We start from the raw sequence: 16,850 nt of genomic DNA on the forward strand, positions 1-16,850 counted from the left end.
CTCAACCCTTTATAACCTAAAAGGGCTGATTTCCATCAGCCCTTTTTTTAAAAATAAATTATGAAAAAAATTTACATAACACTATTGTGCATAAGTGTATCGTTTTTAGCTTTCGCACAAGTTACAATTACACCTAATCCATTTGAAGTAGACGAAAGCATTACAATTACTGTAGATATAAACAGTAGTGCTACAGATTGTAATGGACTTAGTAATCCTTCAAAAGTTTATATGCACTCTGGTGTTGGCGATGGCTCAAATGCTTTTGGTATTAGTGTCGTTGGAAACTGGGGAGAAGATGACGGCGTTGGAGAAATGACTAACCAAGGTGGTGGCATATTTAGTATTACATTGACACCTCAAACCTACTACAGTTTAACAACAGCTCAGGCTAATAATGTTATTCAAATGGGAATGGTTTTTAGAAACGCAGCTGGAGATCAAGAAATGAAAGCCACTGGTTGTTCTGACTTTATCTTTGAAGTTGGTACATTTCAAGTGAGTTTAACATCCCCAACTACTGATACTGCAATTGTTTCTTCTGGAGATGATTTAAATATTACGGCAACAAATATCGGTGGTAATGCAAGTTACACATTGAGCGCAAATGGAGCTGTAATAGACACCAATAACTCAACTAATAATTATAGTTTTGTAGATACAAACATTACTGAAAATAAAAATTACGAATTAGTAGCTGTATTAAACGGAACCACTATTACAAAAACATTTAGTGTAATGGTAGATCCAGGTTCTAACATTGGCATTATGCCTACAGATTATAAGGATGGTATTACATACATTGATGATAACACTGCTGTTTTAGTACTTTATGCTACAGGTAAAGATTTTGTTTATGTTGCAGGAAGCTTTAACAACTGGCAACCAAATGCAACATTTGCGATGAAAAAAGATCCAACTAGAAGTAATAAATTTTGGTTAGAGCTAACAGGATTAACTCCAGGACAAATTGAAACTTACCAATACTGGGTAGTCGACAAAACTCCTATTGCAGATTCTCCTTCATTAGTAAAAACAGCAGATCCATATTCTACTTTAGTATTATCGCCATTCGATGATCCTTATATTTCTGCAACAACCTACCCTAACCTACCAACTTATCCAGCAGGTCAAGAGCGCGAAGTTACTGTTTTAGAAACAGGTCAAACAGCTTACAATTGGGAGGTTACTGATTTCAGTAAACCTAAAAAAGAAGATTTAGTTATTTATGAAGTATTAGTAAGAGATTTTGATGCCAACCGAAACTATCAAGATATTATAGACCGAATAGATTATTTCAAAAATTTAAATATTAATGCTATTGAGTTAATGCCTATCATGGAATATGAAGGCAACGAAAGTTGGGGTTACAATACTTCTTTTCATATGGCATTAGATAAATTTTATGGAACAGAAGACAAACTAAAAGAACTTGTTGATGTTTGCCATCAAAATGGAATCGCTGTTATTTTAGACATTGCATTTAATCATGCTTTTGGTAGAAGTCCAATGGTTAGAATGTGGATGAATGATCCTGAAGGTGACGGTTGGGGAGCACCAAGCTCAGACAATCCATACTTTAATGAAGTAGCACTACATAGTTATAGTGTTGGTGAAGATTTTGATCACTCTAATCTAAACACGAAAAATTTTGTTAAACGTACTGTTAAGCATTGGATCGAAGAATTTAATATTGATGGTTTCCGTTGGGATTTAACTAAAGGATTCACTCAAGATTGTACTTCTGGTGATGATGGTTGTACTAATGCATACCAACAAGATAGAGTTGATGTTTTAAAAGAATATGCAGACTACTCATGGTCTTTAGATGATGATCATTATGTTATTTTTGAACATTTAGGTTCTGATAATGAAGAAAAAGAATGGGGAAATTACCGTTTAGACGAAGGTAAAGGTGTTATGATGTGGGGAAAAATGACCGAATCTTATAACGAATTAACTATGGGTCAAAGTGGAGACAAAAATATTGAGAGAATTGGTCATAAAAATCACACCGGTTTTAATGGTCCAAGAGTTGTTGGATATCCAGAAAGTCATGATGAAGAACGTTTAATGTTTAAGAATGTAGCCTATGGAAATACAAGTAATTCTGCACATAATGTACAAGATTTAAATATTGCATTGTCAAGAATGTCTGCTTTAGGTGCTGTATCTACAATGGTACCTGGGCCAAAAATGATTTGGCATTTTGGAGACCTTGGTATGGATAACTCTATTTTTACTTGTAACGATGGAAGTTTCAATGACGATGGCTGTAAATTAGATACTAAACCACAACCACAATGGACAAACAATTGGTTAACAGAAGCACTTAGAGCTGAAATTTATAACGATTGGGCTAGACTACATGCTTTAAAAATTAACGAACCTGTATTTGAAGGTGATTACAGCATTACATCTGGAAACTTTACACCTAGAATTGATATTTTTGATACATCAATTCCTAATACAGAATTAAAGAATGTAATTATTCTTGCTAATTTTGATGTTACATCTCAAACCGTTAATACTGATTTTCCATCTGGAGTTACTTCTACTTGGTACGATTTAATGGATCCATCAGGAAATACTACAGTTAGTAATTCTACAACAACAATTACAATTCCTGCAGGTCAATTTAAAATTTTAGGAAATCAACAAGCGGAAACATTAAGTATTGATGAAGAAGTATTATTAGGATTTTCAATTTACCCAAATCCTGCTACAACAGCTTTTAATGTAAGTATAAATGTTTCTGATATTGAAATATATGATTTAACAGGAAAACTAGTAAAATCGTTTAAAGGTGACTTTAATAGAACAGATCGTTTTGATATTTCTAGTTTAAATACAGGAATGTACATTGTTAAAGTAGCCAATAACAATAATCAAATTAAGACAACTAAGTTAGTCAAGCTTTAAAACAAAGTCTTTTTATTAATTAAGAGCTTCTCTATAGAGAAGCTCTTTTTTGTTGTTAAAACTAAATGTTCTATTAGGCTTTATTATATTCACTAACTTAGTATGGACACTAAATAAGCGTATTAAACACAATACCATGATCACTTCCAAGATATTATTTTATAATAATTATAAAGCTACGTTAGGCCTCGAATTTTTTAATGCCGCTTTCATTGAATAGCAAATCATTCAAAAATCATGTTATTAACCTAAAAAAGAAGCTAACTTCCTAACAAGAAGTTTACAAATAAAAAATGTGCTTAGTTGAGCACATTTTTTGTAACAATAATTCTTTTTCTTTTTCAATGTTATACATAAAATGTATTTGTAAAAACGGTAGCCTTACTGAAAAAACCTTTCAACGTATTAAAATAAGGTGACAAACGAGATGATGAATTCGTGTTTTTACCTTCCAATTTATTAAATTCATTTGATGAATTTGATATTGGCTGCCATACTGTAGGGTTAACTGATATATTTTTCATAGTGTTATATTCTAAATTATCTATTCTGATATATTAAATATCTCTGGTACAAATTTCGAGATAAAAATAGAAAGCGAACACTACACTTTTATCATATATGTGTGTTATTTTAACAACATACAGTTACACTACAGCAATTAAAGTTAATATAGAATACTTTAGTGGTAATAATGTAAATAACCCAAAAAAAACACTTTTAAATATTCTTTAACTATTGTCAAAAAACTCAATCGTTTTTAGACCATTCTTCTAACAAAACTATAAACCAAACATACCAAAAACACAAATAATATTCTTTTTTACTGAATACATTTATAAACTGTGGTACTATTTTTTGAAGAGATATAGTATTCAATTTATTGTATAAAAAAAAGCTAACTCGTTAAAGTTAGCTTTTCTGTCTGTACAGGCGGAGAGACTCGAACTCTCACACCTCGCGGCACTAGATCCTAAGTCTAGCGTGTCTACCAATTCCACCACGCCTGCATTCAACCGATAATTATCGGGATGCAAATATAAACAATAGTTTGAATATACAAATATTAAATTTTATTTAATTCAATTCAAAAAAACTTTGAAATACTCAAGATCTAAAACGCTCTAAATATTCACCTAAAGAAAACTTAAAATTATGAGCGAACTTAAATATTCCCTCTTATAATTCTTATTTTTGGTTAAAATCAAATCATATTATGCAATCCATTCAATCTTATATCAACTCTAATAAAGATCGTTTTCTTAGCGAACTTATAGACTTATTAAAAATACCATCAATTAGTGCAGATTCTGCCTATAAAGGAGATGTTTTAAAAACAGCAGATGTTGTTAAATTAAGTCTAGAAAAAGCAGGCTGCGACCATGTGGAAATTTGCGAAACAGAAGGGTATCCTATTGTTTATGGCGAAAAAATTATAGATAAAAATTTACCTACAATATTAGTTTATGGTCATTATGATGTGCAACCACCAGATCCTTTAGATTTATGGAATTCACCTCCTTTTGAACCTGTTATTAAAAACACAGACATCCATCCTGAAGGCGCCATTTTTGCCAGAGGAGCTTGTGATGATAAAGGGCAAATGTATATGCACGTTAAAGCGATGGAATACATGACCGCTAATAACGAATTACCTTGTAATGTAAAATTCATGATCGAAGGTGAAGAGGAAGTTGGTAGCGTTAACCTAGCCAAATTTGTGGCTGCCAATAGAGAGAAATTAACAAATGATGTGATTCTTATCTCAGATACTGGCATGATTGCTAAAGATGTACCATCTATAACAACTGGCTTAAGAGGTTTAAGTTATGTTGAAGTTGAAGTTACTGGACCAAACAGAGATTTACATTCTGGACTTTATGGAGGAGCTGTGGCAAACCCTATTAATGTATTAACCAAGATGATTGCGTCGCTTCACGATGAGAATAATCATATTACCATTCCTGGTTTTTATGATAAGGTTGAAGATCTATCTGATGCCGAACGTGCCGAAATGGCAAAAGCTCCATTTTCACTTGATGCTTATAAAAAATCATTAGATATTGATGCGGTTTACGGTGAAAAAGGATATTCTACAAACGAGCGCAACTCAATTCGTCCAACATTAGATGTTAACGGAATTTGGGGCGGCTATACAGGCGAAGGAGCAAAAACAGTAATTGCAAGCAAGGCTTATGCTAAAATTTCGATGCGTTTAGTACCTAACCAAGAATGGGAAGAAATTACAGAATTGTTTAAAACGCATTTTGAAAATATTGCACCAAAAGGTGTAACAGTAAAAGTAACACCTCATCATGGCGGACAAGGTTATGTAACTCCTATTGACAGTTTAGGTTATAAAGCAGCTTCAAAAGCTTATGAAGAAACTTTTGGAAAAACACCAATTCCACAACGTAGTGGAGGAAGTATTCCTATTGTTTCGCTTTTTGAAAAAGAATTAAATAGCAAAACAATTTTAATGGGCTTTGGTTTAGATAGTGATGCTATTCACTCACCAAATGAGCATTTTGGAGTGTGGAATTACCTAAAAGGTATTGAAACGATTCCTTACTTTTATAAATATTTTACCGAATTATCAAAATAATTAAGCGACTTAAAAACAGCTTATCCAATTTAAAAAAGCCCTGTGATTATTACTAATCATGGGGCTTTTTGATTTTAAAACATCCAATACTAACAACTTACCAAAATTACTTATACACCTAATTCTAACTCTACACTTGTAGAATTCATATTTATATTCTACATTTGTAGAGTTAATTCTAAAAACGTAGAGCATGCAACTATCCAAAACCGAAGAACAACTAATGCAACACCTCTGGAAGCTGGAAAAAGCTTTTATGAAAGATTTGTTAGATATCTATCCTGACCCAAAACCTGCAACTACAACCGTTGCAACACTTCTAAAACGTATGATTGGGAAAGGCTTTGTAGATTACAAAACCTTTGGGAAATCTAGAGAATACTTCCCGTTGGTTAAAAAAGAAGATTACTTCTCTAAGCATGTAAATGGCCTTATAAAAACATTTTTTAATGATAGCGCCTCACAGTTCGCTTCCTTCTTTACGCGTAAAACAGACTTAACAAAAGAAGAATTAGAAGCACTAAAAAAGATCATAGACACAGAAATTAAAAATAAATAATATGGAAACATATATATTAAAATTTTCGGCATGTTTATTTGTGTTTTGGTTAGTGTATGTGCTCTTTCTAGAACGCCAGAATATGCATCGTTTTAAACGTTTTTATTTATTAGGAGCTTTGGCTTTGGCTTTAGTAATTCCCACGTTAACCATTATAGAATATATAGAACCTGTAGTTACCACTTTTGAAACTGCTTCAGTCTATTTCCCTAATGAATTAGATTTAAACGACGCACCTATTGAAGCTCCGTTTTTCAATCTAGAAACTATCCTTTGGCTTATTTATGGATTAGGAGTGTTATTATTCTCTTCGAGGTTTGTAATTAACCTCACAAAAATGCAAAGACGTATTTCAAAGAATGAAAACATTAGTAAACGTTCATTCGTCTATGTGTTATTAGAAGCAAATCTAATTCCGCATTCTTTTTTTAGATATATCTTTTTTAATAAAGTGCGATACGAATCACATCATATTCCAAAAGAAGTTATGCTACATGAAGAAACTCATGCAAAACAATTACATAGCTTGGATGTAATAATTCTAGAGTTACTTCAAATTGCATTTTGGTTTCATCCATTGGTATATATTTTAAAACATCATGTAAAACTTAATCACGAATTCTTAGCAGATCAAGCTGTTTTACAACAAGGTTCTGATGCAAAAACCTATCAGACTATATTATTACAATTTTCATCAAACACTCAAGACTATCAATTGTCGAGTGCCATCAATTATTCATCAATCAAAAAACGATTTACAGTTATGAAAACACAAACATCTAAAACCAGAATTTGGCTTAGTACGTTACTCCTATTGCCAATTATTGCCATTCTTTTTTACAATTTTGCTGAACGTGTAGAAGTTGAAAAAAAAGCAACAACAATCATTAAGCTAGAGAAAAATGATGTGGAATCATATTTGCAAAAATATAACACTTATGAATTACTTAGAACAGCAGAACCACATTACATCTACAAATCGAAAGAGGAGCAAAAAGAATTAGATGATTTATTTTCAGATTTAGGAGGTCTATATTTTAGAATGTCTAAAGAAAATAAAGCTAAAGTTAAAAGACCTATTTCAGCAATTAAACCCTATGTTCAAATAACTTTAAAAGGAAAAACATATTTCAAAAAATATAGTGAATTAGCCGCTGAAGAGCTAGCTACTTTACCTCCTCCTCCACCAGCTCCTTCAACTAATCAAAACAACAATTATAATTTTCAAGAAAAACCAATCATGATAATTCTAGTTAATAGAAAAGGACAACTATTAGTAGATGATGAGTTAGGATCAATGGAGAGTATTGAAAAACAACTAAAAACATTAACGAAGTCTTTTGATAAGTCTAGAGCAGTTTATCTTAAATACGATGAAACTGAAGATTCTTATAAAGTCATCAAAGAAGTTAAATCTTTAATTAAAAAGTATGACTTTAAAATGATTCAAGCCGATGCATCTCAAATAGCACCACCTCCACCTCCTGCTAAACAACAAAAATCTAAAGGAGGTCCAAACTTAGGAGATACAGAGAGTATATACAATCCTTCCTTTTTAGAGTTTATTATAGAGATGGAAAACGAAGGTGCCTCTTTCTATTTAAATGATAAAAAAATATCCACAGCGAAAGCGAAATCTATTGCAGCAAATAATAAAGGTAAGAGTATAGATATCCTAACACAATTAGACGATAATGGAAAGTATGATGTAAAACTATCTAATCGCCAAAACAACGTATCACCTGATAAAGAAGTAGGCGAAGACAAAGAAACCCAAGAAAAACCAACAACAAAGGAAGTGGCAGAATACAATGCTTGGGCTAAGAAAACAAATACCGCTATCGAAAAGGCAGACGCTAACCCAAAGGAGAATACTTATCCTATAGTTAAGTACAAGGATGTCGAAAAACACAAACGTATTTATAATTCTATGACAACGGAACAGAATAAAAATGCTGAACCATTTCCTAATTTTCCGCCTCCGCCTCCACCAGCAACAGAAAATGCTAAATTTGGTCCAATTGAAATAAATGGAGCCACTTATTACTATACGCATCAAAACGGAAAAACAACCTATTATGATCGTTATGGAAAAATGGTAGATATTAATAAAATTCCACCTCCGCCACCAATACCTAATGATGCGACTCCAGAACAAAAAGCTAAAATTCAGAAAGCTACAGATGCTTATATGAAAGCCAATCCTGATAAAGTAGGGACAGCAAAATCAACAGACGGCGAGATTTTTGAAGTTATAGAAATACCAGAGGACTTACAGGGTAGTGTAGACATCAATGGCGAAACGTTCTATTATACTACCAGTCATGGTAAAACAACTTACTTTAATCGCTATGGTAAAGAAGTTAAAATGGATAATTTACCTCCAGTACAATCTAAAAACCCTTCATTCTTAGAATACATTGAAGATATGGAAAAGCAAGGTGCTACCTTTTACTTAGACAACAAAAAAATCACCGCAAAGGAGGCCAAATCAATTGCTATAAACAGTAAAGGCAAAAGCACAGAGATGCTCTCTCAATTAGATGAAAGTGGTAAATATGTTGTGAAGCTATCTAGTCCAAAAGAAAAGAAAGCACAAGAAAGCATCTTTCCTATGGTTAATGGTAAAACTATTAAAACAGGAGAATTAACCATGACTTTAGGTGAAATTAAAAACTTACAACTTACGCTACTAAATAACAAAATAATCAATTTTAAACTTAAAATCCCTGGCATAAAAACAGAACTCGTAAAAGGAAATACGATTACTAAAACGACCTTAAAAAATCTTCTTTCAGCAAAAACAGGAGATTATATTACACTATTTGATATTAAAGATGATAAGGGTTCAAAATTTTTACCGATTGCGATTGAAATAATAGAAAATCCTTAACTGTACGATCAAATAAATAAAAAAACCTCGAAATATTTCGAGGTTTTTAGTTTATCTATATTAACATTTATTCGCATTATCCAACCCAGTAACAGCTATCTTCTGCAAGTATAGCTTGCCTATGCGTTTCAGTAAAATTGTTTAAAATATTAGGACGTAAAAAATCCGGTAGAATCTCTAAATCGTAAATCTCGTCTACGGATGTTTTGTATTTTAATAGTCCTTGATAACTCTTAGTTGGTAAATGCACAATAGCAACACCTGCATAATTAGATAATTTTGCTACATCTAAGTGTGCAAAACTAGATGAGTTTTGACGCAACTTACTGAGACCAATAAATAAATAATCTTTATAAAAAGACATACCTCTAACAAAGCCTTTTAAATTAATAACCTCTGTATACGATTTATTTTTAACATCAACCTCAACCAATTGGCCAGTCGCAGATAATAGTAAATACAGTTTTCCGTTTATAAATCTTGGTGTATGAGGCATGCCTAAACCAGATAGAATAATTTCATTGGTTTCTACGTCTATTAATACACCTGTTTTTGTTAGGTCTTTCTTCCAACTCATAGCTGTATTTCCAGTATTAAAAGCCGTAACATACTTTGGCTTACCATCCTTCATAGCCATACCGTTTAGATGACATCTGTCTTCAGGTTTTAATTCAGTTATAAAATCAGGTTTCCAATACGACTTAAAATTATAATCATTATCAAAAGTAGAAATACAAGAAAATAAGGTATTTATTGCATAAAGCTTGTTATCTGTGCCATACGATAAATCGTGCAAATCTAATTTCCCAGTATAATTTGTACTCATTGGAAAGTACATATTAGAATACGTATTGGGTTTCTTAGGATAGTTCTTTGCTAGAGTTACCGCGTTTTTAAACTGAATAACTTCATTTTGACAGGCTATAGCTAATTTCTCATAATTATCTGTAAAAGTAATACCCATTGGCCTATTAAAATTCCTAGCCAATTGTGTTATTTTATCTTCATTTAAAGGAGATAGTGTTACAATTTTACCAGCTTGAAATGTAGAAAGGACAATACTGCATTGTAACTTAAATAAAAGCTCAGGAACTTGAGGCGTATGTTCTAATTGAAACGGTGAGATAGGTTGTTCTGAATTCATTCTTTTTAAATATTGAAACAAAAAAAAGAAGCTACTCCTAATTAGAGTAGCATCTTATAAAAGTTAAAAATAAAAATTAATTTTTTATTATTTTTCTTGTCGTTGTTCTGTTGTTATTATCATAGATTTTAATGTGATAAATACCCGAAGCCAAACTAGAAATATTAACTTCATTTGCAGTAGCTAATTGTATGTCTATTTGTTTACCTGAAATATCAAATAACGCTACCTTACTAATTTCAATGCTTGTTTCAATAGTAAAAACATCTTTTACTGGATTAGGGAATACGTGCAATAATTCTTGACTGTCAAATTCTGAGATACTTAAATTAGAACTAACCCCTTTAAAGAACGTTACAGTGCCTGTACCTTCACCTACTATTAAATCATCTACACCATCCTTGTCTAAATCCACTACTGCTACTGTAGCAAGACCTGCTACAATTTCTGATCCAGCAGCTTCTAAATGAACACCAGAATTAAATACCATAGAATTCCCGGCTCCTGCTGTATTCTCATAGAACGAAACATATCCTGCATTTTCACCTACTATTAAATCTAAGTCACCATCCTCATCTAAATCACCAAAAGTTGGAGAAAAATAACCATTAGATGCACCATTAATATCAACACCACCAGCTTGAACATTTGTACTTGATGCAAAAACCATAGAATTACCTACTCCTGCTGTATTTTCAAAATATAAAATACTACCATCGTGTGTACCAACAATTAAATCTAAATCACCATCACCATCAAAATCTACAAAATCAGGTTTTGCTTCGTTACCAGCACTAATGGCTGTTCCGTTGGCCAATAGAGAAGAATCTAAAGCAAAATCATTATTCCCATCATTAAGAAAAACTTCTATTCCACCACCATAGACTCCAACTAAAAGATCTAAATCACCATCGGCATCAAAATCTGCAAACGCTGGCGAACTATAATCAAAAAACGCTGAACTTACTTGATCTATTAGATTTGTCGACGCTCCAAATTCCATAGTATTTGTATCAAACTCTCCAAAGTTTTCAACTATAATTGAACCGTATCCGAATTGACCTAAGTATAATTCAAAATCCGTATCATTATCTAAATCTGCAAAAATTGGGTTAGCTGCACCAGCACTAATAGCTGATCCATTTGATTCTAAAGCAACACCTGCCTCAAATGTATTTAATGTCTGTCCGGACATCTCGTTTGACATTGATAAAAAACCCAACATCGCAAAACTTGGATAGACCCATCGTCTCCATTCAGAGAATGTAAGATGCGACTTCAAGACTTTATAAAATCTATTTAATTTATGTAATAAATTAGTTTTAGTTTTTGATGCTAAATCGTCCCAAGTACCTTCTTCTTTAAAGGTTTCAATTTGCTTAAGTAAAGTTCGGAATTGACGTTTTTTCCTAATGAATAGTTGTTTTTTCATCTATTGTATTTTATGATTGATTATAAGATTGTCTTTAGTTAAAGTTTATTAATAAATCATCAATAACACGTGCTACATGATGACAAATTTTCACCCAAATTAGTATTTTATTGTAACAAATAGAAACTTTTAGCGTTCTAATAGGTAATCAATCAAAAAACAATCACTTATGTTAAAGCAATTCTTCATCCTTTGCTCTGGCGCCGACACCGACATTTTAAACGACTGCTCCATTGGAGAACAGAATAAATATGCAGGTATTGGAGCCACCGTTTTCTTTACCGCTGTTATGGCAACTATTGCAGCTAGTTATGCACTTTTCACCGTATTTGATAATCTCTATGCCTCAATTTTATTTGGCTTAATTTGGGGTTTACTTATTTTTAATCTAGACCGTTATATTGTATCAACCATAAAAAAAAGAGATCATGTTCTCAACGAAATTCTTCAAGCCACACCAAGGCTTATTCTCGCCCTGATTATTGCAATCGTGATTTCAAAGCCTTTAGAATTAAAGATTTTTGAAAAGGAAATTAATCAAGTGTTATTAGAGCAAAAAAATGACCTCACCTTAGCGAATCAAAATCAAATTGCAGAACAGTTTAATCCTAAAATTGCTGAATTAGAAAATGAGATTTCAGGATTACAATCTCAAATAGAAACTAAAGAGACAGAGGTAAATGCCTTATACGATACTTATATTTCGGAAGCCGAAGGTACAGCAGGTTCTAAGCTTCTAGGAAAGGGACCTGTTTATAAAGAAAAACGTGACAAGCACGATGCTGGTTTGACCGACTTACAACAGTTAAAAACCGATAATAAAGTTAAAATTGAAGCGATTGAAGCACAAATAGCAAATCTTCAAGGCGATTATGCAGCTAACGTTGAAACATCCCAACCTATAATTGATAATTTTGATGGTTTAATGGCTCGCATTACCGCTTTAGGCGAGTTACCTTGGTTACCTTCATTCTTTATTTTCTTATTGTTTTTAGCCATTGAAACCTCTCCTATAATTGCAAAACTATTAGCACCAAAAGGTGAATTTGATTACCGACTACAAGATCAAGAAACAGCGATTGAAACTTGGACGATGCAAAAGGTTGCTGAGCGAAAATTATTATTAACAACTGATAACGCTATTAATAATAAAGTTTATAATGACATTGCAGACGAAGAAGATGCCATAAATTATAAACGAAAGCTCGCAAGAACCCTAATGCAAAATCAGGCAGATGCATTTTTAAAACAACAAAAAGGGATTCTTTAGAAAATTAGTTGGTATTTTTAGATTGAAAATAAAATTCGCGATCTTATGAAATACATATTCTCAATTGCAATAGCATTATTATGCTTTAATTGCATAAGTATTAAAGCAGATGTTACAACTACAGATACAATAGAAAAAAGCGATACTAAAGAACTCGCAGAAGCTGGAATTCGCCTTGTTATGGAAGCGCAAGAAATCGCATGGAACAATCACGATTTAGAAGGTTTTATGCAAGGTTATTGGAAAAGCGATTCTCTAAAATTTTATGGAAGTAATGGATTAACCAAAGGTTGGAACCAAACTTTGGCCAATTACAAAAAAGGCTACCCAACGAAAGCTGAGAGCGGAACTCTAAAATTTGTGATTAATGATATTTCAAAAATCGAAGGTGATAATTATTGGGTTATGGGTGAATATCACCTAAAACGCGATGTAGGTGATGCCAATGGCCCTTTCTTAATTATCTTTAAAAAGATTAATGGCGATTGGAAAATTGTAGCAGATATGTCTTGTTAATTTTACCCACTATAATAAACTCTACTCTATAATTCTCTTTTCATTAAGCCGCCTCAGTAACTTTTTTTGCCATGCCTTTGTGTCTTAATTTTCGTCTTGTTTCTTCAGTTTTAAAATGATGAAATAATTCTTTGCAACCAAAACCAATTATTGATAATCGTTTTGATTTTGAAATAGCCTCATTATGTAATTTTGCTAATGCCATTACACCTGTTCTATCTACATTTGTAATTTGCTCGATATCTAAAAAAACATCATCAAACTTCTCAAAAATATTAGAAAAGTGAGCGTTAAAGATTTTGAGGTTCACCTTGTTCAATGTGCCTTTAACCTTAAAACGGTTGTTGTAGTTTGTTATTTGTAAATCCATATAATCTAATATTTAATTGTTGATACTGATTTTGAGTTATTAACTCTTACAATTCAGTATATTAATTAGAGGATTCCTACAATATCGTATTTATTATTCACGCTTTCATATAAAATCGATAAACCGTAGGTATGCATAGGCCATAAGAAATAACCTGTTTATTCTCTCGACAAACAACACGTTTTCAACAAAGTAAGACACAAATAAATAGTCCTAAAAAAAATAAGAATTCAGATTTTGAAGATACTTTTTATATCTATAAGTTGTTATAAATCTATTTTTGAAATGAAATAATTTTCCTTTAACCCGTCTATAAATCTTTGTAAAAGCCACTTAAATATAAAAAGCATTGCTTCATGTTAATAATGAGGCAATGCTTTTTATAAAATTTAGATGTTGGTTTTATTAATAGGAAGTCTAAAGACTTAAACCAATAACGATTATAATTTCTTAACGAACTTAGTAATAATTACAGTAAGTGTTGGTCCTACTTTACCTTCAATATACTCGGCATTATCACGATCTAGTCTAATATTTCTTACAGCAACACCTTGTTTGGCTACCATACTAGATCCTTTTACTTTAAGATCTTTTATTAAAACTACAGAATCTCCATTCTCTAAAATAACACCATTTACATCACGGTGAATTACTTTATCTACTTCAGGTTCTCCATCTCCAGAGGCTTTAGCCAGTTCTAATGTATCTTCTTCCATATACATCATCCCTAATAAATCTCGTGTCCAATCTGCTTTAATTCTATTAAGCATTCTCCAAGCCATAATTTTTACAGCGTCGTGCTCGCTCCACATACTATCATTAAGACACCTCCAATGATTGGCATCTATAGCATCTGAATCGTTCATTTGTTCTATACAGGTTTTAGAAGCATATAATGCTGTTTGTAATCCGTTTTCCTTTACATCTGGAACAATGAAGACAGATAGGTTTTCTTCACTTCCACTAAGTTCACATTTAGAACCGCTACGTTTTTGTAATTCTCTTTCTAATGACATAATTGATAATTAAGCTACAAATGTATAATTAATCTAATGTTTCTCTTATTTTTCTACATAAACCTTTCTAATTACATGCTAATTCACAAAAATAAATACTTAAAGTCAGTTGTATTTTTAGAATCGAGCTTTAATACTGTTGAAATAGCTACTACAAAAAAAAATCTTAATTGTTATAGTTTTAAAATTCTGATGATATGAAATGTCTAATCTGAATGGAAATTATAAAATAGACTTGCAGAAGACTTTTTACTCTATGAGATTCCTTTGAAATTGAAGGTCAATAAAATGGTTGTTTTTTGTGATTTTTTTTAAATAATCAAGCAATGAGAATACCCTATGAAATAAGGTACGTTTTTTTGTTAAAGATTCTATATTATAATTTATAATAGCTTCTTGGTTTTCTGTTATAAGCTTTACTAAACCATTTAATCCATGATGGTTAATATTTAACATGTTTACAGAAACATAACCTAGATGTTTTAGGTTAAACTGACTAGACATAAATCTTGCTCCAGCTCTTACTGCAGAGGTATCTGACTTAAATTTTCTAACATTAACTAAAGAAACATTATCACAAGCCTCTTTTACATCGCTCAGTAAAGTGTAAGTATTATCCTTACTGTTATTATTTACAAGACATAATTCTAAGTTTGATGTCTGCTTAATTTGTTCAATAAAAAAGTTTGTTTCTATTTCTTCTTCGTTATTGTGAAAGATTATAATGATGCCTATTTTCATAATTATTTGAATTTTAGAAACCGTTATAATAAGGCCGTTTTTAAGTTACTTGTTTCGGCTACTCTTGTGTTTTGTTTTTTACCTCTATAAACCCAAGCTATTTGTCCTAATTGAAACACAATTTTCACGGAATCTTTCATCGATAATTTAGAACCGTCTGCATGAATCCATCTTTTTAAAGGTTGCTCACATAGCATTTCTTTTGCTTTCTTTAATCCGAAATGAATACTCATTCTTTTAAAGATTTCCACATCAAAAATCCATTGGGTTACAAACTTTTTACCAAAGGCAATATCAATAACCTCTTTACGGAAAATCTTAGCACCACATTGTGTGTCTTTAAAATCCATTCTTAAAATCTTTCTTATAATGAAGTTGATGGTTAAACTGATTATTTTTCTTGCAGATTCTTTAGTAATATCGGCTCCCATTCTAGAGATACGCGATCCGCTTACAATTTTAAATTCTGAAGTTTCAATCGTTTTTACTAAATCATCAAAATCTGCTAAATCTGTAGATAAATCGGCATCTAAAAATCCTATATAGTCTAAATCTTCTTTTTTAGCCATGTACAACATTCCTAAACGAACAGCTTCTGCCTTACCTCCATTTTGCTCACAATCATATACCGTAATAAAATCTTCTCTTCCTTTTTGTAAATTCTTTAAAACTTCTAAAGTATTATCCTTACTACCATCATTTACAAAACATAAATGGTAACCTGAATTTTTATCGATATAGCTTATAAACTCATCACTTAACAAACGTTCTTCTTCATTATAACAAGGAATAACAACACCAACACAACGTTCTTGTATCATTACATCACTTTTAGCTACAGGGTTTTGCACTTTTGGAGCACCAATTAAGCGTTTTACACGAGCACTGATTTCGTTTAAGCTTAAAGGCTTTTTCATATAATCATCAATACCAAGTTCAAAAGCTTGAGTAATGGTATCATCTTTAGTGTTACCTGAAAGAATCATTATTGGCGTCGCGTCATTTTTTGTATTTCTTATATACTGTACCACTTCTAATCCTGACACACCAGGCATATTAATATCTACAATTACTAAGTCTGGATTAAATGTATCATACAATTCTAATCCTTTAGAAGCATCTGTTTCTGTTTTTACTTCGTAACCTAGTTCTAATAATCTTTTCTCTAATGGAAGTAAAACTAATTGTTGATCGTCGATGGCTAATATTTTCATAATAAATGATGTTTTAATTATTATTTACAGGTCAAAAGTACTGGAGAAGATGGCTCTAAAATTGAAATTTAGCCGAACCTATATTTTAGTGTAGACGAGTGGTAGATTGCTATAGATAATTAAAAAATAAACCCCTATCAAAATTATATATCTTTACCATATCAATAT

The 16,850-nt window shown here is 31.7% G+C and carries 13 protein-coding genes and 1 tRNA gene; 6 read left to right on the top strand and 8 right to left on the bottom strand.

The annotated features are described in order from the left end of the window. Positions 1-60 precede the first annotated feature (60 nt). A complete protein-coding gene (locus HM981_RS03120; protein ID WP_179337116.1) occupies positions 61-2,922 on the top strand; it encodes an alpha-amylase family glycosyl hydrolase in 2,862 nt (953 codons plus the stop codon). A gap of 347 nt (positions 2,923-3,269) precedes the next feature. Here the strand turns inward: HM981_RS03120 and HM981_RS03125 are convergent, their stop codons facing one another. Continuing rightward, positions 3,270-3,446: a hypothetical protein gene (locus tag HM981_RS03125; protein WP_179337117.1), complete on the bottom strand. Its 177-nt coding sequence runs from the start codon at positions 3,444-3,446 to the stop codon at positions 3,270-3,272. 404 nt (positions 3,447-3,850) lie between these two features. Next, positions 3,851-3,932: transfer RNA gene (locus HM981_RS03130), tRNA-Leu, on the bottom strand. A gap of 206 nt (positions 3,933-4,138) precedes the next feature. Here HM981_RS03130 and HM981_RS03135 point away from each other — a divergent pair. From HM981_RS03135 to HM981_RS03145, 3 genes are all read left to right on the top strand, one after another. After that, a complete protein-coding gene (locus HM981_RS03135; RefSeq protein WP_179337118.1) occupies positions 4,139-5,527 on the top strand; it encodes a dipeptidase in 1,389 nt (462 codons plus the stop codon). A 193-nt stretch (positions 5,528-5,720) separates the two neighbouring features. Then, complete coding sequence (locus HM981_RS03140) at positions 5,721-6,086, top strand: BlaI/MecI/CopY family transcriptional regulator (protein ID WP_179337119.1); 366 nt, start codon at positions 5,721-5,723, stop codon at positions 6,084-6,086. A gap of 1 nt (position 6,087) precedes the next feature. Next, positions 6,088-8,979, top strand: coding sequence for a M56 family metallopeptidase (locus HM981_RS03145; protein ID WP_179337120.1), 2,892 nt, complete (start codon positions 6,088-6,090; stop codon positions 8,977-8,979). Positions 8,980-9,055: 76 nt separating this feature from the next. Here the strand turns inward: HM981_RS03145 and HM981_RS03150 are convergent, their stop codons facing one another. Next, positions 9,056-10,123 (bottom strand): TIGR03032 family protein, encoded by a 1,068-nt coding sequence (locus HM981_RS03150; protein WP_179337121.1) that lies wholly within the window; start codon positions 10,121-10,123, stop codon positions 9,056-9,058. A 76-nt stretch (positions 10,124-10,199) separates the two neighbouring features. After that, positions 10,200-11,555 carry a T9SS type A sorting domain-containing protein gene (locus HM981_RS03155; RefSeq protein WP_179337122.1) on the bottom strand — a complete coding sequence of 452 codons (1,356 nt, stop codon included), beginning with the start codon at positions 11,553-11,555 and terminating at the stop codon, positions 10,200-10,202. 169 nt (positions 11,556-11,724) lie between these two features. Between HM981_RS03155 and HM981_RS03160 the strand changes: the two genes are divergently transcribed. Together HM981_RS03160 and HM981_RS03165 are read left to right on the top strand one after the other, a co-directional pair. Then, positions 11,725-12,825, top strand: coding sequence for a DUF4407 domain-containing protein (locus HM981_RS03160; protein ID WP_179337123.1), 1,101 nt, complete (start codon positions 11,725-11,727; stop codon positions 12,823-12,825). A gap of 45 nt (positions 12,826-12,870) precedes the next feature. Beyond that, positions 12,871-13,341, top strand: a complete 471-nt coding sequence (locus HM981_RS03165) for a YybH family protein (RefSeq protein ID WP_179337124.1) — start codon at positions 12,871-12,873, stop codon at positions 13,339-13,341. Positions 13,342-13,384: 43 nt separating this feature from the next. Here the strand turns inward: HM981_RS03165 and HM981_RS03170 are convergent, their stop codons facing one another. From HM981_RS03170 to HM981_RS03185, 4 genes are all read right to left on the bottom strand, one after another. Beyond that, positions 13,385-13,711, bottom strand: a complete 327-nt coding sequence (locus HM981_RS03170) for a hypothetical protein (protein WP_179337125.1) — start codon at positions 13,709-13,711, stop codon at positions 13,385-13,387. Positions 13,712-14,151: 440 nt separating this feature from the next. After that, complete coding sequence (locus tag HM981_RS03175; protein ID WP_179337126.1) at positions 14,152-14,727, bottom strand: PhnA domain-containing protein; 576 nt, start codon at positions 14,725-14,727, stop codon at positions 14,152-14,154. Between the two features lie 249 nt (positions 14,728-14,976). After that, a complete protein-coding gene (locus HM981_RS03180; protein ID WP_179337127.1) occupies positions 14,977-15,468 on the bottom strand; it encodes a glycosyltransferase in 492 nt (163 codons plus the stop codon). 23 nt (positions 15,469-15,491) lie between these two features. Beyond that, positions 15,492-16,682 (bottom strand): response regulator, encoded by a 1,191-nt coding sequence (locus HM981_RS03185; protein WP_179337128.1) that lies wholly within the window; start codon positions 16,680-16,682, stop codon positions 15,492-15,494. Positions 16,683-16,850: the final 168 nt, after the last annotated feature.

It is taken from the genome of Winogradskyella ludwigii, from assembly GCF_013403985.1.
GTDB classification, from domain to species: domain Bacteria; phylum Bacteroidota; class Bacteroidia; order Flavobacteriales; family Flavobacteriaceae; genus Winogradskyella; species Winogradskyella ludwigii.